Source organism: Streptomyces tagetis (genome assembly GCF_018069565.1).
In the GTDB taxonomy this organism is placed as follows: Bacteria; Actinomycetota; Actinomycetes; order Streptomycetales; family Streptomycetaceae; genus Streptomyces; species Streptomyces tagetis.
Genome location: NZ_JAGPNL010000001.1, coordinates 275,494 through 301,083 on the forward strand (window position 1 = coordinate 275,494; position 25,590 = coordinate 301,083).

Annotated in this window: 22 protein-coding genes, 2 pseudogenes and 1 riboswitch; of the genes and pseudogenes, 10 read left to right on the forward strand and 14 right to left on the reverse strand. The window is 73.8% G+C overall.

Annotated features, from left to right (window positions below; genetic code table 11):
* Positions 1–16 precede the first annotated feature (16 nt).
* The 5 genes from J5Y05_RS01180 to J5Y05_RS01200 are packed head-to-tail and all read right to left on the reverse strand — an operon-like array spanning position 17 to position 5,233.
* Positions 17–766 (reverse strand): class I SAM-dependent methyltransferase, encoded by a 750-nt coding sequence (locus tag J5Y05_RS01180; RefSeq protein ID WP_210867833.1) that lies wholly within the window; start codon positions 764–766, stop codon positions 17–19.
* The gene (locus J5Y05_RS01185; protein ID WP_210867834.1) at positions 735–2,009 is read right to left on the reverse strand and encodes an MFS transporter; all 1,275 of its coding nucleotides are present in this window, start codon (positions 2,007–2,009) and stop codon (positions 735–737) included. The genes J5Y05_RS01180 and J5Y05_RS01185 overlap by 32 nt, the downstream gene beginning before the upstream one ends.
* On the reverse strand, positions 2,002–3,315 hold the full coding sequence (locus J5Y05_RS01190; RefSeq protein ID WP_210867835.1) for an ATP-grasp domain-containing protein: 1,314 nt from the start codon (positions 3,313–3,315) through the stop codon (positions 2,002–2,004). The genes J5Y05_RS01185 and J5Y05_RS01190 overlap by 8 nt, the downstream gene beginning before the upstream one ends.
* On the reverse strand, positions 3,312–4,334 hold the full coding sequence (locus tag J5Y05_RS01195; protein WP_210867836.1) for a cysteine synthase family protein: 1,023 nt from the start codon (positions 4,332–4,334) through the stop codon (positions 3,312–3,314). The genes J5Y05_RS01190 and J5Y05_RS01195 overlap by 4 nt, the downstream gene beginning before the upstream one ends.
* The gene (locus J5Y05_RS01200; protein WP_307853632.1) at positions 4,331–5,233 is read right to left on the reverse strand and encodes a GHMP family kinase ATP-binding protein; all 903 of its coding nucleotides are present in this window, start codon (positions 5,231–5,233) and stop codon (positions 4,331–4,333) included. The genes J5Y05_RS01195 and J5Y05_RS01200 overlap by 4 nt, the downstream gene beginning before the upstream one ends.
* A gap of 185 nt (positions 5,234–5,418) precedes the next feature.
* Positions 5,419–5,643, reverse strand: a riboswitch (cobalamin riboswitch).
* 217 nt (positions 5,644–5,860) lie between these two features.
* Between J5Y05_RS01200 and J5Y05_RS01205 the strand changes: the two genes are divergently transcribed.
* The 4 genes and pseudogenes from J5Y05_RS01205 to J5Y05_RS31470 all read left to right on the forward strand — a co-directional run.
* Entirely contained in the window at positions 5,861–6,847 is a 987-nt protein-coding gene (locus J5Y05_RS01205) for a ferric reductase-like transmembrane domain-containing protein (protein ID WP_210867837.1), read from the forward strand.
* A gap of 121 nt (positions 6,848–6,968) precedes the next feature.
* Positions 6,969–7,673, forward strand: a complete 705-nt coding sequence (locus J5Y05_RS01210; protein WP_210867838.1) for a GNAT family N-acetyltransferase — start codon at positions 6,969–6,971, stop codon at positions 7,671–7,673.
* Positions 7,674–7,831: 158 nt separating this feature from the next.
* Positions 7,832–9,208: pseudogene (locus J5Y05_RS01215) on the forward strand (Clp protease N-terminal domain-containing protein); the annotation flags it as partial.
* Positions 9,209–9,373: 165 nt separating this feature from the next.
* A pseudogene (locus J5Y05_RS31470) lies at positions 9,374–9,811 on the forward strand (GreA/GreB family elongation factor); the annotation flags it as partial.
* A 32-nt stretch (positions 9,812–9,843) separates the two neighbouring features.
* On the opposite strand, the gene J5Y05_RS01220 reads toward J5Y05_RS31470, so the two are convergent.
* Both J5Y05_RS01220 and J5Y05_RS01225 read right to left on the reverse strand, forming a co-directional pair.
* Positions 9,844–10,452 carry a CE1759 family FMN reductase gene (locus J5Y05_RS01220; protein ID WP_210867840.1) on the reverse strand — a complete coding sequence of 203 codons (609 nt, stop codon included), beginning with the start codon at positions 10,450–10,452 and terminating at the stop codon, positions 9,844–9,846.
* Positions 10,453–10,459: 7 nt separating this feature from the next.
* Positions 10,460–11,578, reverse strand: coding sequence for an LLM class flavin-dependent oxidoreductase (locus J5Y05_RS01225; RefSeq protein WP_210869603.1), 1,119 nt, complete (start codon positions 11,576–11,578; stop codon positions 10,460–10,462).
* Between the two features lie 369 nt (positions 11,579–11,947).
* On the opposite strand from J5Y05_RS01225, the gene J5Y05_RS01230 reads away from it, so the two are divergent.
* Genes J5Y05_RS01230 through J5Y05_RS01240 form a run of 3 tightly spaced genes read left to right on the forward strand, consistent with a single transcriptional unit; the run spans position 11,948 to position 14,396 of the window.
* Positions 11,948–12,283: a BatC protein gene (locus J5Y05_RS01230; protein WP_210867841.1), complete on the forward strand. Its 336-nt coding sequence runs from the start codon at positions 11,948–11,950 to the stop codon at positions 12,281–12,283.
* Positions 12,280–13,494 carry a JmjC domain-containing protein gene (locus J5Y05_RS01235; protein WP_210867842.1) on the forward strand — a complete coding sequence of 405 codons (1,215 nt, stop codon included), beginning with the start codon at positions 12,280–12,282 and terminating at the stop codon, positions 13,492–13,494. The genes J5Y05_RS01230 and J5Y05_RS01235 overlap by 4 nt, the downstream gene beginning before the upstream one ends.
* On the forward strand, positions 13,491–14,396 hold the full coding sequence (locus tag J5Y05_RS01240) for a ferredoxin family protein (RefSeq protein ID WP_210867843.1): 906 nt from the start codon (positions 13,491–13,493) through the stop codon (positions 14,394–14,396). The genes J5Y05_RS01235 and J5Y05_RS01240 overlap by 4 nt, the downstream gene beginning before the upstream one ends.
* A 24-nt stretch (positions 14,397–14,420) precedes the next feature.
* Here the strand turns inward: J5Y05_RS01240 and J5Y05_RS01245 are convergent, their stop codons facing one another.
* Both J5Y05_RS01245 and J5Y05_RS01250 read right to left on the reverse strand, forming a co-directional pair.
* On the reverse strand, positions 14,421–15,314 hold the full coding sequence (locus J5Y05_RS01245) for an alpha/beta fold hydrolase (RefSeq protein WP_210867844.1): 894 nt from the start codon (positions 15,312–15,314) through the stop codon (positions 14,421–14,423).
* Between the two features lie 252 nt (positions 15,315–15,566).
* Positions 15,567–17,930, reverse strand: a complete 2,364-nt coding sequence (locus J5Y05_RS01250; RefSeq protein WP_210867845.1) for an ATP-binding protein — start codon at positions 17,928–17,930, stop codon at positions 15,567–15,569.
* Positions 17,931–18,391: 461 nt separating this feature from the next.
* Between J5Y05_RS01250 and J5Y05_RS01255 the strand changes: the two genes are divergently transcribed.
* From J5Y05_RS01255 to J5Y05_RS01265, 3 genes are all read left to right on the forward strand, one after another.
* Positions 18,392–18,964, forward strand: a complete 573-nt coding sequence (locus J5Y05_RS01255) for a flavin reductase family protein (protein WP_210867846.1) — start codon at positions 18,392–18,394, stop codon at positions 18,962–18,964.
* 38 nt (positions 18,965–19,002) lie between these two features.
* The gene (locus tag J5Y05_RS01260; protein WP_210867847.1) at positions 19,003–20,577 is read left to right on the forward strand and encodes a 4-hydroxyphenylacetate 3-hydroxylase family protein; all 1,575 of its coding nucleotides are present in this window, start codon (positions 19,003–19,005) and stop codon (positions 20,575–20,577) included.
* A gap of 80 nt (positions 20,578–20,657) precedes the next feature.
* A complete protein-coding gene (locus tag J5Y05_RS01265) occupies positions 20,658–21,281 on the forward strand; it encodes an adenylyltransferase/cytidyltransferase family protein (RefSeq protein WP_210867848.1) in 624 nt (207 codons plus the stop codon).
* 92 nt (positions 21,282–21,373) lie between these two features.
* Here J5Y05_RS01265 and J5Y05_RS01270 read toward each other — a convergent pair whose 3' ends face one another.
* The 5 genes from J5Y05_RS01270 to J5Y05_RS01290 form a co-directional block, all read right to left on the reverse strand.
* Entirely contained in the window at positions 21,374–22,150 is a 777-nt protein-coding gene (locus J5Y05_RS01270) for an alpha/beta fold hydrolase (RefSeq protein WP_210867849.1), read from the reverse strand.
* 140 nt (positions 22,151–22,290) lie between these two features.
* Positions 22,291–22,575 (reverse strand): muconolactone Delta-isomerase, encoded by a 285-nt coding sequence (gene catC, locus J5Y05_RS01275; protein WP_307853634.1) that lies wholly within the window; start codon positions 22,573–22,575, stop codon positions 22,291–22,293.
* A gap of 6 nt (positions 22,576–22,581) precedes the next feature.
* Positions 22,582–23,439, reverse strand: coding sequence for a catechol 1,2-dioxygenase (catA, locus tag J5Y05_RS01280; protein WP_210867851.1), 858 nt, complete (start codon positions 23,437–23,439; stop codon positions 22,582–22,584).
* 26 nt (positions 23,440–23,465) lie between these two features.
* On the reverse strand, positions 23,466–24,569 hold the full coding sequence (locus J5Y05_RS01285; RefSeq protein WP_210867852.1) for a mandelate racemase/muconate lactonizing enzyme family protein: 1,104 nt from the start codon (positions 24,567–24,569) through the stop codon (positions 23,466–23,468).
* Positions 24,566–25,465 carry a LysR substrate-binding domain-containing protein gene (locus tag J5Y05_RS01290; protein WP_210867853.1) on the reverse strand — a complete coding sequence of 300 codons (900 nt, stop codon included), beginning with the start codon at positions 25,463–25,465 and terminating at the stop codon, positions 24,566–24,568. Before J5Y05_RS01290 ends, J5Y05_RS01285 begins: the two co-directional genes overlap by 4 nt.
* Positions 25,466–25,590 lie beyond the last annotated feature (125 nt).

Sequence of the window (25,590 nt, forward strand, 5' to 3'; positions counted from 1 at the left end):
CTCGGGGTGCCGGCCCCTATCGGCCCCGCCGTGCTCGCAGGATCAGGCGGTCGGCGTTCTCGTCGTAGGGGCGGGCGTCGAAGCCGCCGTGGATCTCCACCTGCTCGAAGCCCGTCTCCTCGGCCATCGCGCGCAGTTCCACCGCGCTGTACACGAACCAGACCAGCGTGGCCCGCGTGACGTGGTCGCCGCGGACCAGGACCCAGTCGCTGCGCAGCCGGGCCCAGTCGTCCAGGACGGTGTCGGTCTGCACCATGAGGTCGTCGCCGCGCCGCACCACCTTGGGCGGGGTGACCTTGCGGGCCAGGAGTTCCTTGCCGGCGAGGTCGAGGACGAGGGTGCCGCCGGGGGCGAGGCAGTCGTACATGGTGCGCAGGACTTGGGCGTTGTCGGCGGGGTCCTCGAAGTAGCCGAAGGACGTGAACAGGTTGAGGACGACGTCGAAGCGGCCCGGCGCCGTGTACTCCCGGGCGTCGGCCCGTACGTAGGTGACCGGGGCGCCCGCGTCGGCCGACCGTTTCCGGGCCCGCTCCAGCATCGCCGGGCTCAGGTCCACGCCCGTGACCGTGTGGCCCCGGCGGGCCAGCGGCACGGTGAAGAGCCCCGGGCCGCAGCACAGGTCGAGGACGCGGGAGCCGGGGGCGAAGGCCAGCAGCGGTGAGCTGTCCAGGAGTTCGTCGGCGTGCCGCTCGCGCTCCCCGGAGAACAGGAAGTCGTGGAACGCTGTCCAGAAGTCATCGTCCTGGAACCCGCCCGTCCGTGTCATGAGTACTCGACGCTCCTTCGCTGGTCGTGGGCTGTGGCTTGAGTGTGGGCCGGGGCGTGCCGCGGTCGCGGAACGCCAGTAGTACGGGCGGCAGCAGCAGGCACTGGGCGGCGGCGAGCAGCCAGAACCACTCGGTGTGGCCGACGCGTTCGCCGAGGCCGTAGAGCTGTCCGCCCAACAAGCCGCTCGCGCAGGCGCCGAGCCCGGCGGCGAGCCGCTGCTGCCCGAAGACGACCGCGTCGGAGCGGGTGCTGCGGCGCAGCGCCTCCAGATCGTTCTTGAGGAAGAGGAGGATGTCGCCGAGGGTGATCAGCGCCCCGCCGGCCGGCAGGGCCGCCCGGGTGCCGACGGCCAGGACGGCCAGTCCGGCCCCGAGCAGGAGGAAACCGGCGGTGAGGGCCGTCCCGTACGGCATGCGGCGGATGCGGTCGGCCGCGAGCGGCTGGACGACGATGACCAGGGTGAAGCAGAGCAGCAGCACGAGGCTGTAGAACTCGCTGGAGGCCCGCTCGACGGCGTACACCGCCAGGTAGTGCTGGAAGTGGAAGTAGAGGTAGAAGGCGAGCGCGTTGGCGGCGAAGGGCAGGACCGTCACTCCGGCGAGCAGGCCCCGGCCGGTCTCCGCGGGGGCGGGCCGGGAGTCGCCGGACGTCTCGGGGAGCCGGGTGTGGCCCGCGGTGACCAGGACGAACAGCGCGGTGACGGCGAGGAAGAGCCAGCCGGGCCGGGACAGGACGAAGGGACCGGCGATCAACGGCCCCACGGCCATGCCCGCGTTGAGCGCGGCGTTGCCCGCCGAGAGGAAGGCCGGGCGGCGCGCGTCGTCGACGCCGTGCACCAGGTACGCCTTGTTGGCGGGCAGGTAGAGCGCGGCGCCGCAGCAGGTGAGGAGCAGCGCGGCGACGGCGAGCGGCGGCCAGAGCAGGGTCAGCAGCAGGCCGACGAACCCGGCCGTGCGGATGACCAGCGCCCACAGCATCGTCCGGCGCAGCCCGATCCGCTCGGCGACGGCTCCGCCGACGATGCCGCCGGAGAACTGGACGAGGGAGGCGAGGGCGAGTACGACGCCGACCGCGCCGAGCCCCATGCCGAGCCGTTCGTGCAGGAACACCGACATGAACGGCAGCACCATGAAGCTGCCGAGCGGGATCAGGAACGAGCTGAGCAGCAGGAAGCGCAGCGGCCCGTCGAGGGTGCCGAGCGCCGACCGCAACCGCACGCCGTCCGCGCCGGGTTCAGCCACCGGACGCCTGCCGGGGGACCGGACCGGGATCGGGGCCGGGATCGGGGGCGGGGAAGGAGTCGGGGCCGGGGCCGGGGGCGGAGTCCGGGAACGGGTCGGTGAGCACGCGGACCGCGTTGGCGGCGGCCACCGCGTGATGGGTGGCGAGTTCGGCGGTCTCGGCCTCCGCGTAGACGATGCCGGCGTAGCCGCGGCTGTCGTCGAGGTGCTCGATCCGGTCCCCGGCGGACTTGACCGGGTACCAGGCGGGGGAGCCCGGCATGTCCGCCAGCCGTTCCGTGCCGGCGACCCCGGCGAAGACGCCGGGCGCGGCCGGGTAGCCGAGGACGAAGGCGACGGCGGGGCCGCCTGGCGGGTCGGTGTCCATCAGGCGGGGGCGGCGGCCGAGGGCGGCCTCGACCATCGCCTCGTACACGTTGACGCCGAGGGAGCGGCACAGGCCCTCGCCGACCAGGGCGCCCCCGATGCGGGGGTTGACCTCCACCACCTCGGGGCCGGCGGTGGTCAGGACGAACTCCACGTGGGCGAAGCGGTCGGTGTACCCGAGGACGGCGAGCACCCGGCCGAGCCATTCCTCCAGCGCGGCCCGCCGGGGCTCCGGGAAGGCCACGGGGAAGGCGGTGATCTCCTCCCGGAAGCGCGGTTCGGGGGACATCAGGCGGCTGGAGACGCCCAGCAGGCGGGTGGTCCCGGCCCAGGTGAGGGTCTCGGCGCTGTAGACGGGGCCGCTGAAGTAGGGCTCGGCGAAGAGCCGTCCCTTCAGCGGCCGTCCGGCCGACTGGTCGAGCGCGGCGTCGAGTTCGGCCTCGTCGCGGACCAGCCAGACGTTCTGGCTGCCGGTGCCGGCCGTGTCCTTGAGGATCGCGGGCAGGCCGGTCTCCTTGAGCAGCAGCTCGCGCAACCCGGCGCCGTCGCCGGGGGGTTCGACGGCCCGGCCGCGGGTGAGCCCGGCCCGGTGCAGCAGGGTGCGCACGGCCGCCTTGTCCCGGGCCAGCCGCAGGACGGCGGGGTCGAGTCCGGGCAGGCCCAGGCGGGCGGTGAGTTCGGCGCCGACCAGCGTCCAGGTGTCGGTGGAGCTGATCAGCCCGCGCAGGTCCGGCACACCGCGCAGCGCTCGCGTCACCCGCTCCACGTCGAAGGTGTCGGTCTCGACGACGTCCAGGGCGCCCGCGTCCAGCCGGTCCAACTCGTAGGCGTAGTAGGCCGGGTCGCGGGTGAGCAGGACCAGCCGTTCGCCGAGGGCACCGGCGGCGCGGACCAGGTGGCCGAGTCCGAAGGTGAGGGATTCCAGGCAGACGACGCTCACGCGGCCGGCTCCTTCCGGTGGTCCGGGCAGGCGGCCCGCTGCCAGGCCATCGTGGACCAGGGCATGGTCATCTCCTCGGGTGCGGTGACCTCGGCGGGTTTGAGGGCCGCCGGGTCGAGGGCCTCGGCGTGCCGGGCGAAGACCCGGTCCACGTAGCGGTGTCCGGTGTCGGCGCCGATCACCACATGCAGCCGGTCGGGGTGGCGGCGGGCCTCGTGGGTGGCGGCCAGGTACCCGGCGCCGGTGGACAGCCCGGCGAAGACGGCGTGCCGGCGCAGCAGGGCGACCGTGCCGGACATGGCGTGGGTGAAGTCGAGCCAGTGCAGGGTGTCGTAGAGGTGGTGGCGGACGTTGTCGAAGACGATCGACGAGCCGATGCCGGCGATGATCGCCTCGGGGTCGTGGTGGTCCTGGCTGCCGAAGGTGATGCTGCCGAAGGGCTGCACGCCGACCAGCCTGACCGAGGGGTCGGTGTCCCGGAGGCGTTCGACGAGGCCGCCGGTCGAGGCGCCGGAGCCGACGCCGCCGACGACGGTGAGGGCGCGGCCGGGGAAGGCGGCGGCGATCCGGTCGGCGACCTCGTGGTAGCCGAGGCAGTGGACGTCGTCGTGGTACTGCCGCATCCAGTGCCAGTCGGGGTGTTCGGCGAGGATCTCCTTCACCCGCCGCACGCGCAGCTCCTGGTCGAGTTTGAGGTTCCGGGACGGCGTGACCCGGTCGACGGTGGCGCCGAGGATCTCCAACTGGGCCCGGGTGGTGGCGTCGACGGTGGTGGAGGCCACGATGTGGCAGCGCGTGCCGTACCGGTGGCAGGCGAGGGCCAGGGCGTACGCGTAGATGCCGCTGGAGCTGTCGATCAGGGTCTGTCCCGGGCGGACGGTGCCCCGCTCCAGCAGCCGGCGGACGGCGGCGAGGGCCGAGTAGACCTTCATGGACTCGAACCGGAGCAGGACCAGGCCGTCGGTGAGCCGGACCAGGTCGGGGACCTTCAGGGCGTCGGCGATGTGGGGGTGGATCACCCGTAGCCTCCTTGGGCGAATGAGCACTGGTGGCCGAGCGAGTGGAAGAACGCGCGCAGGTCGGACGCGAGGGCGGCGTCGGGGCGCCGGCGGAAGAGGTAGCCGATGAGGGAACCGGTGTGGGCGACGAAGACGCCGTCGGCGCCGAACCGCTCGCGCCGCTCCAGCACCTGGCCGAACGTGGCCTTGGGCAGGACGCGTTGGGAGAGTACGGCGCTGGTGGTGGCGGCGCGGGCGACGACGGTGGGGTCGCCCGAGGCGAAGCCCTTCAGCAGCTCGGCCAGGCACTGTTCGTACTCCGGGCCGTGCCGCCGGTAGTGGGCGAGGAGCAGGCCGGTGACGGCGGCGGTGTCCACCGTGCCGGGTTCGGTGACGTAGGCGGTGTGGAAGCCGATGCCGGTGCCCAGACGCCGCACCACCCGGTGGCGGCCACTGAGGTGGAGCGCGAACTCGTCGAGGAACACGCTGTCGGACCGCTCGATCCGCGCGAGGACGCCCAGCACCACGTCGTTGTCGTACGGCAGGGCGAAGAGCCGGAACAGGCAGCGCAGCGTCGCCACGATGTCGGCGGTCGAGCTGGCCATGCCCACCCCGACCCGCAGCTCGGAGCGGGTGCTCCAGCGGCCGGGCGGCAGGGTGAGGCCGAAGTGCTCCAGGAAGAGCCGGACCGCGGTCGCCGAGCGCTCCCCGAGGGGCGGCGGCCCCGGGGCCCCGGCGCCGGGGGCGAAGGAGACCCACGTGCGCAGGCCGACGGGGAAGGACACCAGTGCGATGTCCGGGTCGGGGCCCGCGCGCAGGGGGCCCTGGTACAGCTCGCCGAGGGTGCCGTGGCAGACGCCGAAGACGCCGGTCTCCGGCGGCGGGGCCGGTGCCGGGCCGTGCCCGGCGGGCGTCAGCACGGCCCGGCCCGCTCGCCCCGCGCGGGGGGCGCCCCGCCGCGCCCGGCGCGGACTCGCGTGATCACGGACGGCTCCTCCTGTCGGTTCCTGACCCCGCGCCGACCGGGAGGAGACGCGGCCGTGCCGAGGCGCCGCCGTCCGTACCGCCAACCCAGTCCACGAGGTCGCCGCACCCACCCGTGCCGGTGGCACGGGCGCAGTGGCAGGTCTTCGGACTCGTGGGCGGGTCCGCCGGACCGTGAGCACACCGCGCGCCGGTGCTCGTGACCGGCGGGCCCGGTGCGCCTGGACGGCGTCCGTTCCCACTCACCGCTGCGGGACAGTCCCGGACTCGCACCGGGTTCCCTCTTGCGTCGCGCCGTTGCACGCCTGGCGGGCGGGCGGCGCGAACCGACTGCGTCACTCAGGGTAGGAGGCGCGGTGACGCTGCGACAGGGGGTGCTCGCGAGTTGTCCTGATGTGACGGGTACGGGAGGTGGCGGGAGGGGGCCGGGGGGACGTACGACCAGATCAGGCACCCCCTCTGGCTGGAAGAGGTCTCAACGGGATCGTTGCCCTGGGCCACACTGGTGCACCGGATTCTCGTCCGTACCAACCCATCGGTGACCAGTGCCGGGAGGCCACGGCATGCTTCCAGACGCGACACCCGAAGCGGGCGGTACGACCGCGCCGCCCACCCGCGGCCGGGGGTCCGCCGAGCGCGTCACGCTCCGCGCCGACCTGCGGGCCGCGGTGCCCGACGCGAGCGCGGCGGTGGTGGTCACCGCTGCGGTCTTCGCGTTCTTCTGGGCGCGGATGGAGTCGGGCACCTCGTCGACGGTCGCGGTCATGCCGTTCATGGACGACGCCCGCACCTACTGGATGTACCTGCTCAGCCAGGCGTTCGGCTGGTCGGGGCTGCTGTGGGCGTGGGGCACGGTCATGCTCGGGCTGCTGCTGTCGGGGCCGCGCCCCGCCCGTCTCCCGGTCTCGCGGCAGGTCCTGGAGCGCTGGCACCGCACCACCAGCCTGACCACGATGGCCCTGATGTTCGCGCACGCCCTGATGTTCGCGGCCGAACTGGTCCGCTACGAGGTCGAGTTGGGGTGGGCCGCGCGGCTGTGGGCCGGCTTCGCGGACAGCTTCGTACCCGGCTGGTACGACTCCGGCACCGGCCGGACGGCCATCCCCATCGGCCAGGGCGCCCTCTACCTGGCGATACCCCTCGGCCTGCTCTTCTACGTCCGGCACCGCATCGGCGCCAACACCTGGCGCAGGCTGCACCGTTTCGTCATCGTCGTCTACGTGCTCAGCGTGTGGCACACCCTCCTGTACGGCACCAACGTCTGGTACGGCGAATGGCCGCGCACCGTGCTGTGGCTGCTGCAACTCCCGGTCGCCGTCCTGCTGTTGGTGCGGCTGCTGCGGCCGGCCCGCCGAGGCGAGCGGCTCGGGGCCCCGGGCCGGCGCGGGGGTGGGTCCCTGCCGGGCTGGGCGCTGCGGGCCACCGGCCGGGCCGCCGCCGCGGCGGTCGTGATCGGGCTCCTCGCCGTGGTCGTCTCCGGTCACGACGGCGGCCGGGACCGCCCGGCCGACGCCCCGGCGAGCAGCCCGCACCCCCGCGAGACGGAGTGACCTCCCGTCCCGGTGGGGGACGGGGAACTGCGAGACTCGGGAGCCCTCGCCGCCCGGGGCGGGGGAAGACCGAGGCGCCCGGAGGGCGGGCCGCCGCGCACGACAGAAGAGGTACGGCAGCATGACGGACCTGGTGGACCGCGACGTCCTGGCACTGGACGACCCCGTGAGTGGGTCGCTCGACGGTGAGCACGCGCACCTCGCCCGGCGGCGCGGCCGGGCCGCGGCGTACGCGCAGGGGGTGGCGACCTTCGCCACGGTGCCCCCCGACGCGGGCCCGGCGGACTGGGCGGGCCTGGCCGAGCTGCTCGGGCCGGGCGAACTCGCCGACCTGTTCGCCTGCGCGGCCGTCCCGCCGCCGGACTGGGAGCCCGCCTTCCGGCTCGAAGGCCGCCAGATGGTCTGGTCCGGCGCCGCTCCCTCCCCGGGGGAGGCCGGGGCGGACGTCGTGGAACTCGGCGCGGACGACGTGGACGAGATGCTCGGCCTGATCGCGCGGACCCGGCCGGGACCCTTCTGGCCGCGCACCCGGGAACTCGGCACCTACCTCGGCATCCGCGAGCACGGCACGCTGGTGGCGATGGCGGGGGAGCGGCTGCGGCCCCCGGGCTGGACCGAGATCAGCGCGGTCTGCACCGCCCCCGAGGCACGCGGACGGGGGCACGCCGCGCGTCTGGTCCGCGCCCTCGTCGCCCGGATCACCGCGCGCGGCGCCCACCCCTTCCTGCACGTGGCCGAGGAGAACGCCGGCGCGATCGCCCTGTACGAACGGCTCGGCTTCACCACCCGCAAGCGGGTGACCTTCCGCGGCTTCCGCGTGCCGTGACGCGGCCGTCGCGGAGCGGGCCGGCCCGCGTGCGGTGACCGGCTCCCGGCCGCACGCTTTCCCGCTCCACGGGCCCCCGGCTCCGCCTCCCCCCGCTTGCGCCGCCCGGAATACCGGGTTTCGGTGGAGTGGTTCCGTCGGTGGCCAGGGGAGCTGCGATGTCGCTGTCCTCCATGGGGTTCGGTGCGTCCGACCCGTTCGGTGAGTTGCTGGGCCGGTTCTTCGGCATGTCGCCGGGGTCCTCCCCGCCGGCGGTCCAGCGGGTGCCGGTGGGGCGGCTGCTGTCGCAGTCCTCGCGGGAGCTGCTGCGGCCGGCGGCGGAGCGCGCGGCCGGGGACGGGGCCACCGACCTGGACACCGAGCACCTGCTCTGGGCGGCGACCCGGGTGGAGCCCTCCCGGGGGCTGCCGGCGCGGGCGGGGGTGGACCCGGACACGCTGGCGACGCGGGTGGCCGAGGTGCTGCCCCGGGAGGCGGCCGAACCGTCGGCCGAGCCGGGACTGACCCCGGCGGCGAAGCGGACCCTGGCGGAGGCGTACGCGCGCTCCCAGGCCGCCGGGGCCTCGTACATCGGGCCGGAACACCTGCTGGGCGCCCTGGTGGAGGACGGGCAGACCGGGGCGGCGCGGCTGCTCACGGCGCAGGGCGAGGACGTGGACCGGCTGGAGGGGCTGACCGGCGCCGCCCGGCGGGGGCCCGGCCGCGACCAGGCGGGGAAGCGGGGCGAACCGGCGACGACGCTGGAGGAGTTCGGCCGGGACCTGACGGCCGAGGCGCAAGCCGGGAAGCTCGACCCGGTGGTCGGACGGGCCGAGGAGATCGAGCAGACGGTCGAGATCCTCTCCCGGCGCTCCAAGAACAACCCGGTCCTGATCGGGGAGCCGGGCGTGGGCAAGACGGCGATCGTGGAGGGGCTGGCGCAGCGCATCGTCGCCGGCGAGGTCCCGGACACCCTCAAGGACCGCCGGGTGATCGCCCTGGACCTGTCGGGGATGGTGGCCGGCGCGCAGTACCGGGGCCAGTTCGAGGAGCGGCTGAAGAAGGTCATCGAGGAGGTGCGGCGGGCCCGCGGCGAGATCATGCTCTTCATCGACGAACTGCACACCGTCGTCGGCGCCGGGGCCACCGGCGAGGGCTCGACGGACGCCGGCAACATGCTCAAACCCGCCCTCTCCCGGGGCGAGTTGCGCGTCGTCGGCGCGACCACCATCGACGAGTACCGCAGGTACGTCGAGAAGGACGCGGCCCTGGAGCGGCGGTTCCAGCCGGTGATGGTGCCGGAGCCGTCGGTAGAGGAGACGGTGCAGATCCTGGAGGGGCTGCGGGACGCCTACGAGGCCCACCACCAGGTGCGGTTCGCGGACGGGGCGCTGGCCGCGGCGGCGGAGCTGTCCGACCGGTACGTCAGCGACCGCTTCCTGCCCGACAAGGCGATCGACGTGATGGACCAGGCGGGCGCGCGGGTGCGGCTGCGCAGCGCCGGCCGGTCCACCGAGGTCGTCGGCCGCGAGGACCGGATCGCCCGGCTGCGGCGACACCATCGTGGCCGACGTCCTCGGCGACTCCCTCCACTGCACCGTCAGCAAGGGCACGGCCCCGGACGACGACGCCCCCGCGGCGTAGCGCACCGGGCCGCCCCGCATCCGACCAACCCGCCACGAACCCTCCCGGGAGCGACCATGACCGGTGATCCGGAACCGATCGGCGCCGAGGCCCGCCGGGCGCTCGAAAAGGAGCTGGCCCGCCTCAGGACCGAACGCGACACGGTGGCGGCGACCCTCGCCGGTGCCGACAACACGGGTGACGCGGCCGACCAGGCCGACGAACTCCAGCGCGCCGACACGCTGCAACAGCTCGACAACCGCATCCGGAACCTCGACGTGCGCCTGCGCCAGGCCGCCGACGCGGGGCCGCCGTCCGAGACGGTGATCGGCGTCGGCACGACCGTCACGGTGCGGTTCGGCGACGGCGTCGAACAGACCGTCCACATCGGCGAGGTCGCCGACGCGCTCGACCAGAACCTCGTCACCGCCGACAGCCCCCTCGGCCGCGCCCTCCTCGGCCACCACGCCGGGGACGAGGTCGCCTACGACGCCCCGGACGGCCATACGACGGCCAGGATCGTGTCGTTGGGCTGACAACCGGCCCGGGACACCCGCGGGCCCGGCGGTCAGGAGCCCAGGAGGGCGCGCATGCCCGCCAGTTCCTCGTCGTCGGTGTCGCGGCGGACGCGCTGCCCGCACGAGGTCACCAGCCGGGCGAAGTCGAAGGCCGCGGCGGTGACGCGGTCGCCCAGCGCGGAGCCCGCCGAGGCCGTGCCGAAGTCCTCGGTGGCGGCGTACACACCGCGCGGGGAGACGATGGCGTGCAGGTGGGAGAACATGGGCCGCAGCGCGTGCTCCAGGACCAGGGAGTGCCGTTCGGTGCCGCCGGTGGCGGCGATGAGGACGGGCATGTCCGACAGGGTCTCCTCGGGCAGCACGTCGAAGAAGGACTTGAACAGTCCGCTGAAGGACGCGTTGAAGGCCGGGGTCACGGCGATGACCGCGTCCGCCTCGCCGAGCCTTGCGAAGGCTTCCTCCAGGGGCTCGGAGGGGAAGCCCGCGAGCATCGCGTCCATGATGTCGTGCCCCAGGGGCCGCAGTTCCAGCACCGCAGACTCCACCGCGACGCCGCCCGACTCCAACTCGGCGCGTACGGCCGCCTCCAGCCGGTCGGCGAGCAGACGGGTCGAGGACGGCCGGCGCAGACCGCCGCTGATGGTGACCAGGTTCGTCATGGCAAGGTCAGTCCTTCGCGTCGGAGTCCGGTCCTGCCGCGGCGCCCGCCCCGGGGGTGCTCCGCTCCCGCAGCAGCGCGTGCGTCGGCGCGGGCGGTACGTCGGCGGGCCGGCCGACCGCGAACTCCTCGCGGAGCACGGGCACGACCTCCTCGCCGAGCAGGTCGAGCTGTTCCAGGACGGTCTTCAGCGGCAGCCCGGCGTGGTCGATCAGGAAGAGCTGGCGCTGGTAGTCGCCGGCGTACTCGCGGAAGCCCAGGGTGCGTTCGACGACCTGCGCCGGGGAGCCGACCGTCAGGGGCGTGAGCGCGCTGAAGTCCTCCAGCGACGGTCCGTGCCCGTACACCGGCGCGTTGTCGAAGTACGGGCGGAACTCGTTCACCGCGTCCTGGCTGTTGCGCCGCATGAAGACCTGTCCGCCGAGGCCCACGACGGCCTGCCGGGCGCTCCCGTGCCCGTAGTGCTCGAAGCGCTGCCGGTACAGCTCCACCAGGCGCCGGGTGTGGGAGGCGGGCCAGAAGATGTGGTTGGCGAAGAACCCGTCGCCGAAGTGGGCGGCGAGTTCGGCGACCGCCGGGGTCCGGATGGAGGCGTGCCACACGAAGGGCGGGACGTCGTCCAACGGGCGCGGGGCGAGGGTGAATCCCTGGAGGGGGCTCCTGAACGTCCCTTCCCAGTCGACCACTTCCTCGCGCCACAGCCTCCGCAGCAGCCCGTAGTTCTCGACGGTCAGCGGCATCGCCTGGCGGATGTCCTGCCCGAACCACGGGTAGACCGGGCCGGTGTTGCCACGGCCCAGCATCAGGTCGGCGCGTCCGCCCGACAGGTGCTGGAGCACCGAGAAGTCCTCCGCGATCTTCACCGGGTCGTTGGTGGTGATCAGCGTCGTCGCCGTGGAGAGCACGATCCGCTCGGTCAGCGCGGCGATGTGGCCGAGCAGCGTGGTCGGTGAGGACGGGACGAACGGCGGGTTGTGGTGCTCGCCGGTGGCGAAGACGTCCAGGCCGACTTCCTCGGCCTTCCGCGCGATGGCCACGGTGTCCGAGATGCGCCGCGCTTCGCCGGGGGTGGTGCCCGTCGTGGGGTCGGTGGTGACGTCCCCGACGGTGAACACGCCGAACTGCATTGCGGGTGCCGGGCTGGGTGCCATGAGGGGTCTCTCCCGATCACACGAGCGACCGCGCCACCCGCTCCGTCCGGGCGCCGCGCTTCCCCCTGGTGTGCTGGTGCCTGCACGGCCACCGTCCCGCGCCGGGTGCCGTCCCGCAACCGCGGGGGTACGGGAACGCGGCGGTGGCGAGGGACCCGCGCGGGCCACGCCGGGCGGGGCGCCCCACCAGGGCGTTCCCTCTCGGATCGAGACTTTCCGCCGACGGTACTAGCCTGGCGAAAAGGGATGGACGGGGCATAGCCGGCCATGTCCGGGTGTTCGCACCCGGACCTCGCCCCGTCCTGGCCTCAGCCCAGTCAGTCGACGCGATGCGCGGGAGGAACCATGCCTGACCCCGAGCAGGACCCGAACCGGCAGGAAGGCCCGGCCGACGGCGGAGCCGCGGGCACCCCCGGTGTCCACGACGGCGGTGCGGACGGCGCGGCGGAGGGCCCCGCCGACGGTGGCGCGGCCGGTACCCCCGGTGTGCACGACGGTGGCGCGGACGGCGCGGCGGAGGGCCCGGCGGACGGCGGAGCCGCGGGCACCCCCGGTGTGCACGATGGTGGCGCGGACGGCGCGGCGGAGGGCCCGGCCGACGGCGGAGCCGCAGGCACCCCCGGTGTCCACGACGGCGGAGCCGACGGCAGCGCGGACGACGACCCCGGCAACCGCTCTTGACGTCCCCGTCCCACCCGCGGGACCCCGGCACCACCACGGACGCCGGGGTCCTGCGGGACCGCCTGACCCGCCGGCCCCGCGAGGAGTTCGCCCGCGAGGTCTGGGGCCGGACGGCGCTGCTCACCCGCCGCGCGAGCGACTTCACCGACCTCTTCTCCGCCCGCGCCGTGGACGAACTGATCGCGCGCCGGGGACTGCGCGCCCCCTTCCTCCGCGTCGCCAAGGACGGCGCCACCCTCCCCGAGGCGTCCTACACCTCCCCCGCCGGCGTCGGCGCGACCATCGCCGACCAGCTCGACGACACCCTGCTGTGGCGGGAGTTCGCCGACGGCGCCACCCTCGTGCTTCAGGCACTGCACCGCACCTGGGCCCCCGTCGCCGGCCTCGTCCGCGCGCTCGGCGCGGAGCTGGGCCACCCGGTGCAGGCCAACGCCTACGTCACCCCGCCGCAGAACCGCGGGTTCGACGACCACTACGACGTCCACGACGTCTTCGTCCTCCAGATCGAGGGCACCAAGCGCTGGCTCGTCCACCGGCCCGTCCACCCCGACCCGCTGCGCGACGAACCCTGGACCGGGCGCCGTACCGCGGTCGCCGAGGCCGCGCAGGGCCCGCCCCACATCGACGCCGTACTGGAGCCCGGCGACGTCCTCTACCTGCCCCGGGGATGGCTGCACGCCGCGCGGGCCCAGGGCGAGGTCTCCCTCCACCTGACCCTCGGCGTCCACGGCTGGACCCGCCACGCCCTCGCCGAACACCTGGCACGCGCCGCGCTGGCCGCGCTGCGCGACGACCCCTGGGCGCGCGGCACGCTCCCCCTCGGCGTCGACGACCCCGCCGACGAGATCGCCGCGGTCCGCGAGCGCCTCGCCGAGGCCGTCGCCCAGGCCGACCCGGCCCCGCTCTTCCACCGCGCGCGCCGGCGGCAGGGGCGCCCCGCGCCGCTCGGCCCGCTGGCCCAGCTCGCGGCCGTCGACGCCCTCGGGCCCGACTCGCCGGTCCGGCTCAGGCCGGCCCTGGAAGCCCGGCTGGACGGTACGCGGCTGACCACGCGGGTCGGCTGGCTGGACTTCCCGCAGGACGAACTCCCCTCGGTCGCCCGCCTGTTGGACGGTACGGTCCACACCGCCGGGGACCTCGGTCTCCCGCTCGCCGCCCGGCTGCTGCGCGCGGGTGTCCTGGTGCCGGCGCCCGGTGATCCGCCCTGGTGACCGCGGCGCGTCGCTTCTTCTGCGCCGACGCCGCCGAGGCCCGCGGCGACCCGCTCCTCGGCACGGCACCGTACGGCGTGGTCTGGGTGCTGCTGGAGTACCGGGGCGGCTGGCCGGCCAACGGCTTCGACGGGCTCGCCCTGGACCCGGGCGCCAAGGCCCTGCTCTACTCCGCCGCGCAGGCGGTGCGGGCCCGCATCCTGCTGGTCAGACGGCACGGGCGGGAGCGGCCGGAGGGGCCACAGGGGCCGAACCGCTGGGCCGTCCTGCGCCACGACCGCTCCGGCGCCCACCGCCAGCAGTGGGGCACCTGGCGCCGCGACGAGGACCTGGCCCGGGTCGCCGAGGCCCTGGGCCGCCCCGGCGGGCTCGGCCACCCGCCCGTCGTCCTGGTCTGCACCCACGGCCGCCACGACACGTGCTGCGCCGTACGGGGCCGGCCCGTGGTGCGCGCTCTGAGCGAGCGGTGGCCCGACCTGGTGTGGGAGTGCACGCACATCGGCGGCGACCGCTTCGCCGCCAACGTCGTCGTCGCACCGGACGGCACCTACTACGGGCGCCTCGACGCCGACTCCTCCCTCGCCGTGGTCGAAGAGCACCTGGCCGGCCGCATCGGCCCAGACCACCTGCGGGGATACACCGACCTGTCCCCGCCCCACCAGGCGGCCGTCACCGCCGTGCTCAGGCGCTTCGGCCCGGCGGGGCGGCACGACTACGCCGTCACCGCGACCACCCGCGTCGGCGACCACTGGCGGGTCCGCGTCACCGGCAGTCCGCCCCGGCCGGCGGCCGTCGACGTCGAGGTGCGGGCCCACCGCACGCCCCCGCACCGGCTGACCTGCAACGGCCCGGCGAAGAGCGCGGCAGTCGTCTACGAGATCGTGTCGCTCGGCGTCCCCTGACGCCCCGTGGCCGGGGAGGCCGGGCTACTCGCCGGCGGCCTCGGCCACGACCCGCTCGACGGCCGCCTGGGCCAGATCGGGCCGGTCGACGTGGATGTGGTGGCCGCTGCGCTCGGCCATGCTCAGGGTGCTCCGGTCGGAGAGCGCGCGCCACTGCTTCTGGCCGTCCGCCCACATGTCCTCCAGCCCGGGACCGTACTCGGGGACGGAGTCGAACTGGTGCTCGTGCCGGAGGATCTCCACGGGGATGTCCCCGGCCGGGCGCACCTTCTCGTCGTCGACGACGAGCTTCTCCGGGTTCTCGCCCTGGTTCATCGCCAGTGTCTGCGCGCGCAGTTCGGCGCCGGGGCCCTCGGCGGTCTCGGGGATCACCTTCGAGACACCGGCGGTCAGCTCCGGGATGGTGGCGTCCAGCAGGACCAGCCCCTTGACGCGGTCCTGGTGGTCGGGGGCGTACCGGGCGGCGATCAGCCCGCCCAGCGAGTGGGCGGCCAGGACGACCGGGCCGTCGCCGGCGGTGCGGTCGAGGACCTCCGTCAGGACCTTCTCCGCGTCCTCCATCCGCTGCCGTCCGTCGGGCTTGTCGCTCTTGCCCTCGCCGGGCCGGTCGTACGAGCAGACGCGGGCCTTCTCGCTCAGCTTCTTCTGGAGGCCGGCCATGGTGTCGAGTCCGTCGCCCGCGCCGGGCATCAGGACGACGACCGGCTCGCCGTCTTCGCCGCCGCCGGTGCAGGAGACGTTGACCGCGTAGCCGCCGGCCTGGATCTTCTGAGTCCCGGTGATCAGACCGTCCCGGGCGCTCGCGCCGACGGCCGGCCGCGGTTTCGGGTCGGTGATGTCCTCGCAGCCCACGAGGCCGGCACCGGCCAGGCCACAGCAGAGCGCGGCCACGGCGGTCGCTTTGATCGAGCGGATCACGGGGTCCTCCAGGAGGGACGGACGGCGTCCCGGCGGCGAGGGCCCGTTCGGCGGGCCCGGCCGGGGCGCGGCTGGCACTCCTAGACGCTAGGGAGCGGGCCACGCGAAAACGTCAACCCCCGGGAGGACACCCAGTAGCTCGCAGGGGTGACGAGTACGCCCCGGGAGGGTGGGCCGGCGGCCGGGTGGCCCCGGGTCCTGGCGGGGCCCGCCACGGAGGACGCCCCGCCGTTCCCGCCGCCCGGGACCCGGTCAGCGGGCCGGTGTCCCGTGGGCCTGGGCCTGGGCGGTGGACTCGTCCAGGGAGACGGTCCAGGAGGCGACCTGGGTGCGCGAGGCGAAGCCGAGCTTGTTCAGGATGCGCTCCACGTGCCCGTCGACCGTCCGGGTCGAGATCACCAGGGCCTCGGCGATCGCCCGGTTGCTGAGCCCCGTGGCGATCAGCCGCGCGACCTCCAGCTCCCGGTCGGTGAGCGGGCAGCTCCGGGCGATCCGGGGCACGGCGGAGGGCTTCGCGGCGGCGGCCGTCTCCAGGGCCAGCTCGATCGCCTCCGCCTTGGTCAGATGGGCCAGGCGCCGGGTCACCTCGTCGACCCGCTCGGTGCCCAGCGCCTCGGCGACCTGGCGGGCCATGCGCCGGGACTCGGCGGTGATGTGCGGGCCGAAGGCGTCGATGGAGGTGCCGAGCCGGTGCCACACCGCCCCCGCGGCGGCCCCGAGCAGCGCGGCGTTGTCCGCGTGCCCGTTGGACATGGCGATCCACGACGTCAGCTCCAGCACCAGGGCGGTGCAGACGCCGTCGGTGAAGTCGCGCTGGATCTCCAGCGCCGCCGTCGCGGCCCGTTTGGCGGCCGGCATGTCCCCGGTGCGCCAGTGCTGGAGGCCGCTGATCCACAGGGCGTAGGCGTGGTTCCAGCGCTCCCCGTGCCGGGTGCTCACGGCGAGTACCTCGCGGCAGGTCTCCAGGGCGTTGCCGGCCGGCTCCTGGAAGTTGCGCGCCATGGCGAGCTGGAACTGCGCGGTGAGCACCGCCGCGGTGCCGCCGAGCGCCCGGTGCCCGTCCACGGCCCGGTGGTACAGCTCGATCGCGGCGGGCAGGTTGCCGCTGAAGAGGTGGTACAGGGCACGCCAGTTGGCCGCGTGCGCGCTCAGCTCGGGGTCGTCCAGCACCTCGGCCACGTGCTCCAGTTCCGCGAGCCGGGCGGCGGCGGCCTCCCGGTCGCCCTGGAGCAGCGTCGCCCAGACCGCCACCCACAGCACCGAGCCCCGTTCGACGGTGTCGCCGTCCAGCATGCTCAGGATGCGGTCCAGCCGGCGGCGTCCCTCGCTGAGCGAGCCGCCGACGATCCAGTGGTAGCAGAGCAGGGCCGCGAGCCGGCCGCCCGCGGGGCGCTCCTCCGGCGTGGCGAGGGACCACTCCAGGACGGCGAGGAGGTTGGTGTGGTCCCGCCGCATCGCGGCGAGCATCTCGTGCTGCCCGGGACCGCACCACTCCTCGACCATCGCGCGGGCGCGGTGGAGGTAGTGGTCGCGCATCCGGCGCCGCAGCACCGGCAGCCCGCCGATCCGGCCCAGCCGTTCGGCGCCGTACTCGCGTACGGTCATGAGCTGCCGGTAGCGGACCTGCTCGCCAAAGTGGTCGGCGATCACGATCGACTTGGCGACGAGGCGGTCGAGGACGTCGACGACGCGCTCGGCGGCGAGGTCCCCGTATCCGCAGACCTCCTCCACCGCCCGCAGGTCGCAGCCGCCGGGGAAGACCGACATGCGCGCCCACAGCAGGCGTTCGTCCTCGGAGCACAGCTCGTGGCTCCAGTCGATCAGCGCGCGCAGCGTCTGCTGCCGCGGGCGGGCCACGCGGCTGCCGCCGGTGAGCAGGTCGAAGCGGTGGTCCAGCCGCTCGACGACCTGTCCGACGGAGAGCGTGCGCAGGCGGATGGCGGCGAGTTCGATGGCGAGGGGCATCCCGTCGAGCCGCTCGCACAGGTGCCGGACGGCGGCGCGGTTGGCGTCGGTGACGGCGAAGTCGGGGGCGACGCTGCGCGCCCGGTCGACCAGCAACTGGACGGCCTCGCTGTGGTCGACGCTCGCCGCGTCGTGCAGTTGGTCGGCGGTGGGCACCGACAGTGGCGGGATCACGGTGACCAGCTCGCCCGCGATGCCGAGCGGTTCGCGGCTGGTGGCGAGGACGCGCAGGCCGGGTGCCGTCTCCAGGAGTACGGCGAGGAGTTCGGCGGTGGTCGGCAGCACGTGTTCGCAGTTGTCCACGACCAGCAGCACCTGCTGGGTCCGTACGTGGTCGACGAGTTGCTGGGTCGCCGAGCGGTTCGACTGGTCCAGCACGGTCAGCGCCGAGGTGAAGGCGGAGGCCACCTCGCGCTGGTCGTCGAGGCTGGCGAGCTGGACGACCTGGGTGCCGTCCCGGAACGCCTTGCGGACCCGGTCGGCGGTCACCAGGGCGAGCCGGGTCTTGCCGATGCCGCCGGGTCCGGTGAGCGTGACGAGCCGCGAGGCCGACAGGTTCCGGCGCACGTCGGCGATCTCCCGCCGCCGGCCCACGAAACTGGTGAGGCCGCCGGCGCCGACCAGACAACCGCGTCCACTCTCGTCGTGCATCGTCTTCGACGTCCTTGCTTCGAGCCGTTGCGCCGGCTCCGACGCTATGCCGAAGGTCCCGCCCTGCCAAGGTCGCGTACCCGACCGAAAGGGCGTTTCCCCCGGTCAGCGCCATGATCCATACTCCCGTGACCTCGGCCCATATCGCCTGCGACTCAATTCGACCGCCTGTGCGAATACGGGGGTACCCGCGAGCGCGGAGGGGGTGGCCAAGGGGGTCATCTCACCCGAGACCGGGACCGGACCCGTGTCCAGGCTTCTGTCACCACGAACGCGGTCCGGTGCCGTGGCGGGCATGCCACCGGACCGCGTGCCACATCCTCGACAGGCAGGAGCGGGGCAATGACCCATCCGAGGACGAGCCGCCCGGCGCGGACGTACGGCACACGCCGCACCGGCCTCCCCCCGGTGCCCACGCGGCACCACACCCGGAAGACGCGAGGCACCCCGAGGCGGGCCACGTGAACCAGCGACGCCTGCGGGACGCCTTCGGCCGCTTCGCCACCGGCGTCACCGTCGTCACCTGCGCCACCTCGGACGGCGGACGGCACGGCGCCACCGTCAACGCCTTCACCGCCGTCTCCCTGGAACCGGCCCTGTGCCAGGTGACCCTGACCCGGCAGTCCAAGGCGTGCGGCCACCTGACGGACGCGCCCTTCGCGGTCAACATCCTCGCCGCCGACCAGATCGACACGGCCTGGCACTTCGCGGGCCGGCCCGCCCACCCCGGGCCGGAGTGGTCCGACGGCCCCCTCGGCCCCGTGCTGACGGGCGCCGCCGCGACCATCTCCTGCCGCCCCTGGCGCACCTACGACGGCGGCGACCACCTGATCGTCATCGGCGAGGTGGCCGAGGCCGAGGTCACCGACCGGGAACCGCTGCTGTTCCACGCCGGGACCTTCCGCCACCTGGGCCGGCGCGACGCGGGCACCCACTGGGGCGCCTGCCTGGACAGCCCCGAGAGCGGCTGGTTCACCGGCGCTCCCTCCTTCACCGCGATGCACGCGGACCGGGCCACGAGCCGCGCCTCGTGACCCCCTGTCCATCCACCCCGACACCAGCGAGGAACCACATGACCTCCCCCGACCCCCGCCCCGAGGCGGCCCCGCCCGCGGCGGACGCCCCCGTGACCCGCCCCCTGACCGGCGACGAGTACATCGAGTCCATCCGCGACGGACGGGAGGTGTGGGTCTACGGCGAGAAGGTCAAGGACGTCACCGAGCACCCGGCGTTCCGCAACTCGGTGCGCATGACCGCGCGGCTCTACGACGCCCTGCACGACCCGGCGAAGAAGCCGGTGCTCACCGTGCCCACCGACACCGGCAGCAACGGCTTCACCCACCCCTTCTTCCGCACCCCGCGCAGCCGCGAGGACCTGGTCGCCGACCGCGACGCCATCGCCGAGTGGGCCAGGATGACCTACGGATGGATGGGCCGCAGCCCCGACTACAAGGCCGCCTTCCTCGGCACCCTCGGCGCCGACAGCGAGTTCTACCAGCCCTTCGGCGACAACGCCCGGCGCTGGTACACGGAGTCGCAGGAGAAGGTCCTCTACTGGAACCACGCGATCATCAACCCGCCGGTGGACCGCGACCGCGACCCGGACGAGGTCAAGGACATCTTCGTCCACGTCGAGGAGGAGCGCGACGACGGCCTGGTCATCAGCGGCGCCAAGGTGGTCGCCACCGGTTCGGCCATCACGCACTACAACTTCATCGCGCACTACGGACTCCCCATCAAGAAGAAGGAGTTCGCGCTCGTCTGCACCGTCCCCATGGGCGCCCCCGGCATGAAGCTGATCAGCCGGCACTCCTACGCGATGAACGCCGACGTGATGGGCAGCCCGTTCGACTACCCGCTCTCCAGCCGCTTCGACGAGAACGACACCATCTTCATCCTCGACAAGGTGAAGATCCCCTGGGAGAACGTCTTCATCTACGGCGACGCCGAGAAGGCCAGCACGTTCTTCCCCGGCTCCGGCTTCCTGCACCGCTTCACCTTCCACGGCTGCACCCGCCTCGCGGTCAAGCTCGACTTCATCGCCGGTCTGCTGATGAAGGGCGTGGAGGTCACCGGCACCAAGGACTTCCGCGGCATCCAGACCCGGGTCGGCGAGGTCATCGCCTGGCGCAACCTCTTCTGGGGCCTCACCGACGCCATGGCGAACAACCCGGACTCCTGGAAGAACGGCGCCTTCCTGCCGAAGCTCGACTACGGGCTCGCCTACCGCTGGTTCATGACCCTGGGCTACCCCAGGGTCAAGGAGATCATCATGCAGGACCTGGGCAGCGGGCTGATCTACCTCAACTCCAACGCCAAGGACTTCTCCGTCCCCGAGGTCCGGCCGTACCTCGACAAGTACGTGCGCGGCTCCAACGGCTACGACTCCGTCGAGCGGGTCAAGCTGATGAAGCTGATCTGGGACTCCATCGGCAGCGAGTTCGGCGGCCGGCACGAGCTGTACGAGCGCAACTACTCGGGCAACCATGAGCAGGTGCGCGCCGAGATGCTCTTCACCGCCCAGGCATCCGGCACCGCCGACGCCATGAAGGGCTTCGCCGAGCAGTGCATGGCGGAGTACGACCTCGACGGCTGGACCGTGCCGGACCTGATCAACCCGGACGACGTGAGCATCCACCGCCGCTGACCCCTCCCGGCCGGGGCGGTGCCGCACACCGCCCCGGCCTTCCGCCGCCCCTGGGGGCGGCCTGTCCCTGGAGCCGCACGATGACCGTACGAACGACCCCGGCCCGCGCGGGCGCCCCGGCCACCGGCCCGGCGCCGGGCGCGGTGTGGACGGGGCTGGGCGACCTCCCGTCCGACTGGCCGGGGTGCGCCGTGACCGTGGGCGTCTTCGACGGGTTCCACCGCGGTCACACCGCGCTGGTCCGGCGGGTGCGCGAGCGGGCGGCCGAGCACGGGCTGCCGTCCGTGCTCCTCACCTTCGACCCGCACCCCCTCACCGTGACCCGTCCGGAACGCGCCCCGCGGCAACTGACCTCCCTGGAGGAACGGGTCCGCCTCGCCCACGGGCTGGGCGTCGACGCGGTGCTCGTGCTGCCCTTCACCACGGCGCTGGCCGCCGTGCCGGCCGACGAGTTCGCCGACCGGGTGCTCGCCGCCGGGCTCGGGGCGCGGGCCGTGGTGGTCGGCGAGGACTTCCGCTTCGGCGAGGGCGGCAGGGGTGACACCGCGCTGCTGGGCCGCCGGGGACGGCGGCTCGGCTTCACCGTGGACGCGGTGCCGCTCGTGGCCCGTGACGGGCACACCTGCTCGTCGACCCTGATCCGCGGCAAGCTCGCGGCGGGTGACCTCAGGGCGGTCGAGGAGTTGCTGGGCCGCCCCTGGTGAGGGCCCCCGCGCCGACGCCCCGCGCCCCGGACCGCTGTGGTCCGGGGCGCGGGGCGTCGCTGTGCGTACGGCCGGGCGGTCGCCCGGGGCGGTCAGCGGAAGTGGGCGGTGAGGACGGCGTCCAGGGCCTCGGGCCGCTCGACGGCGAGGTGGCCGCAGTCGACGACCTCCAGGGCGGCGCGCGGGATGGAGCCGGCCAGTTCCCGGGCGTGCTCCGGCGGGGTCGCCGTGTCCTCGCTGCCGCCGACCACCAGGGTGGGCGCGGTGATCCTGCCCAGGTCGGGCCGCAGGTCCAGCGCGGCGAGGGCGTCGCAGCAGGCCGCGTACCCCGCCGGGTCGGCCTGCGCGAGCGTGCCGAGCAGCCGGCGTCCGAAGGCGGTGTCCGCGGTGGCCGTGTCGGCGAACCAGCGCTCCGGGCTGGTGGCGAGCAGGGGCGCGGTGCCCTCGCGCCGGACGAGGTCCGCCCGCTGCCGCCAGGGCGCGGCCGGTCCGAAGTGCGCGGAGGAGCAGACGAGGGCGAGCGAGGCGACCCGCTCGGGGTGGAAGGCCGCGAGGTGGGTGCCGAGGGCTCCGCCGAGCGAGATGCCCGCGTAGTGGAAGCGGTCCCAGCCCTGCCTGTCCGCGAGGCCGAGCACCAGCGCGGCCAGGTCCCGGACCGTGGTCCGGCCGGGCGCGGGGTCGGGCAGTGCGGCGGTGGGGGAGCCGCCGTGTCCGGGCAGGTCGAACCGGAGGACGCGGAACGTACGGGCCAGGGAGGCCAGTTGGGGTTCCCAGACCGCCGACGAGGTGCCCAGGGAGGGGCCGAGGATCAGCGGCGGCGCGTCGGCGGGGCCGGCCAGGTCGTGGTGGAGCGGGGGAGCGGGGGACACGGTTCTCCCGGAACGGAACGGAACGGAAAGGGAGGGAACGGGACGGCGTCGCGGGTGCGCCGACGCCGACGCCGACGCCGATGCCGGGGACGGAGGTGACCGTCCCCGGCATCGAGGGCCGCGGTGTGCGGATCAGCGGCTCACGCCGCGGCCAGGTCGGAGGGGTGGCGGGCCAGCGGGGTGACCTCGATCCGCAGGTAGGGGAAGAGGGGGAGCCGCCACAGGAGGGCGTGCAGCGCCTCGTTGTCGGCCACGTCGAAGACGCTGATGTTGGCGTACTGCCCGACACAGCGCCAGATGTGCACCCACTCCCCGGACTCCTGGAGTTCCCGGCAGTACGCCTTCTCGCGTGCCACCAGCTCCTGCCTGACCTCGGGGTCGAGGTCACGCGGGATGTCGACGTCCATGCGCACGGCGAAGAGCACGGCCGATCACGCCCTGTCGAGGACGAAGTCGTACGTGACCTCCCGGCCCGTGCCGCCGGCGACCGGGGTCGGGTCGAGGATCAGCTCTGGCTTGACGGCGGAGGCGATGTCGTCGCCCACGTACTCGCCGCCGCGGAAGTAGAGCTGCGTGGTGATGAGCTGGTAGCCCGGTGCCGAGACCTTCAGGTGCAGGTGGGCGGGGCGCCAGGAGTGCCAGCCGGCCGCCCGGATGAGGCTGCCGCAGGCGCCGTCGGTGGGGATCTGGTAGGGGGCGGGCTGGATGGTGTGAATCCTGAAGTGGCCGGTGGCGTCGACGGGGACCGTGCCGCGCAGGTTCCACTCGGGCAGGTTCGGCGCGAACTGGGAGTAGTAGCCCTCGTCGTCCGCCTGCCAGATCTCCACCGTGGCGTCCGGCAGCGGCCTCCCGTCCACGGCGGTGACCTGGCCCTGGAAGAGCAGCGGGGTACCCGCCTCGTCCTCGCGCATCGGCAGCGTGGCGGGGTCGCCGGGGAGTTCGGGCGCGTCCGGCACGTAGTACGGGCCCTCGATGGTGCCCTTGGTGCCCTCGCGGGACTCGTTGGCGACCTCCTCGACGACGTGCTCCAGCCACACGTCGAGGAAGAGCGGCCACTCGCCGTCCTTGCCGACCCGGATGAGCCAGGACTTGAGGGCGTCGTACTCGGCGTAGGTGAGCTGGTGGCGGCGGATGATGTCGTGGGCGGCGGTGAGGAGTTCGGTGACGAGGGTGTCGACGCGCCCGGTCCCGACGGCGGCCGTCTCCTCGCGCCGCCTGGTGCGGAAGCGCTCGGTGGCGGCGGCTCCGGAGGCGGCGGCCGTGGCCTGCTCGGTGATGATGTCGCTCATGATCGTCCCGTCTTCTGAGAGGTGGGTCAGCGGTCCTGGCGGTAGCGCGCCAGCTTGTCGGGGTCGATGTCGATGCCGAGGCCGGCACCCTCGCGGACCCGCAGGGTGCCGTTCTCGATGGACAGCGGCTCGGTGAGGAGGTCGTCCGTCATGCCGAGGAAGTTGGAGAGTTCGCCCGCGTGGCGGGAGCTGGCCCGGTGGGCGGCGCCGAAGGCGGCCGAGCACAACGTGCCTATCTGGCCGTCGATCTGATTGCCCATCACCACCTCGACGCCCAGGCCCTCGCACTCGTGCAGGATGCGCTGGGAGGCGGTGAAACCGGTGCGGGCGGTCTTGATGCTGATGGCGGTGGCGGAGCCGCCGAGGAGTTCGCGGGTCACCTCGCCGGTGCGGGTGGCGCTCTCGTCGGCGATGAAGAGCACCGGGCTCTGCGCGACCAGCCAGCGGCGGCCCAGCACGTCGTCGGCGGGGCACAGCTCCTCGGCGAAGGTCAGCCCTAGGTCGGCCATCTCCCGCAGGGCGCGGGCGGATTCGGAGACCGTCCAGCCCCGGTTGCCGTCGATGTACAGCTCCACGTCGGGGCCGAGCGCCTCGCGCAGCGCCCGGCAGGCGGCCACGTCCTCGCGGTAGGGGCGGCGGCCGACCTTCACCTTGAAGGTGGTGACGCCGTACGCCGACCGCATGTGCTCGGCCTCGGCGACCATCTCCGGGGCGGGGGCGAAGCCCACCATGTGGCTGACCCGCACGCGGTCGGTGTAGCCGCCGAGCAGCGCGGAGACCGGGAGGCCGGCGGCCTGGCCGAGGATGTCCCACAGGGCCATGTCGAGGGCGGCCTTCGCGGCCGGGTTGCCGACGGTGCGGTCGAGGCGTTCGTGCACCGCCTCGCGCTCCAGCGGTGTCATGCCGAGGAGCTGCGGGGTGAAGATCTTCTCGATCACGGCGATGATCGACTCCTGCGTCTCGCCGTAGGTGTACGGCCGCGGCGGTGCCTCGGCGGTGCCGACCAGCCCCTCGTCGGTGTGCACCCGGACCAGCACGTGGTCGGCGGTGTGCACCTCGCCGCTGGCGAACTTCAGCGGGCGGGCGTAGGGGATGGCGAAGGGGATGGTCTCCACCTGGACGATCTTCATGCCGGTCCTTCGAGAAACAGGTCGTTCTGCTCCAGCACCGTGAGGAGGCTGTGCAGCAGGGGGGATTCGTCGTCCTCGCGCCAGGCCAGGGCCAGGGGGATGGACAGCGCGTCCTCGATGTCCTTGCACAGCACGCCCTCGCGGGGTGCGGCACGGATGGAGTCGGGCAGGACGGCGATGCCGAGCCCGGCGGCCACCAGCGCCAGCGCGGCGGAGGTCTCGGTGACCTCGTAGGCGCGGTGTGGGTAGAAGCCGCTGGTCAGGCAGGCGCGGACGACGGCGTCGTTGACGACGGAGCCGAGCGTGGCGGCGTACATGATGAAGTCCTCGTGCCGCAGTTCGTCGATCCGTACGGTGTCCGCACCGGCCAGCCGGTGCCGTTCGGGGACGACGGCGACCAGCGCCTCGTTGTCCAGGGGGCGGTGGGCGATGCCGTCCAGGCGGACCGGCGGCCGGAGGACGCCGATGTCGAGGCGGCGCTCGATCAGCCCCGACTCCTGTGCGGGCGTGAGCATCTCGGTGTGCACCTCCAGCATCACTTGGGGCATTTCGCGCTTCATCAGCCGTGCGAGGATGGGCAGTTGTCGGTACGCGGCGGACCCGGTCAGGCCGATCCGCAGCACCCCCTCGGCACCGGAGGCGAAGCGCCCCACCCGTGCGACCGCCTCGTCGACGGCCTTGAGGATGCGCTGCGCGTCGGTGCGGAAGACCTCGCCGGCTCCGGTCAGGGAGACCTGGCGGGTCGTCCGGCGCAGGAGTTCCACGCCCAGCTCCTTCTCCAGCCGGCGGATCGCCTGGGAGAGCGGGGGCTGAGCCATGTGCAACTGTTCCGCGGCCTTGCCGAAATGGCGGGTCTCGGCGACGGCCACGAAATACCGGAGGTGCCTGAGTTCCATCGGGTAGCCCCTTTCCTGTGATCGGGGCCCTCGAATACGCCACAGCGTAGGAGAGGCTCCCATACGGCACAAATACCTGATTGCAGGGTATTGAGACCGTGGGAGTATCAATAGATCTGTGCGGG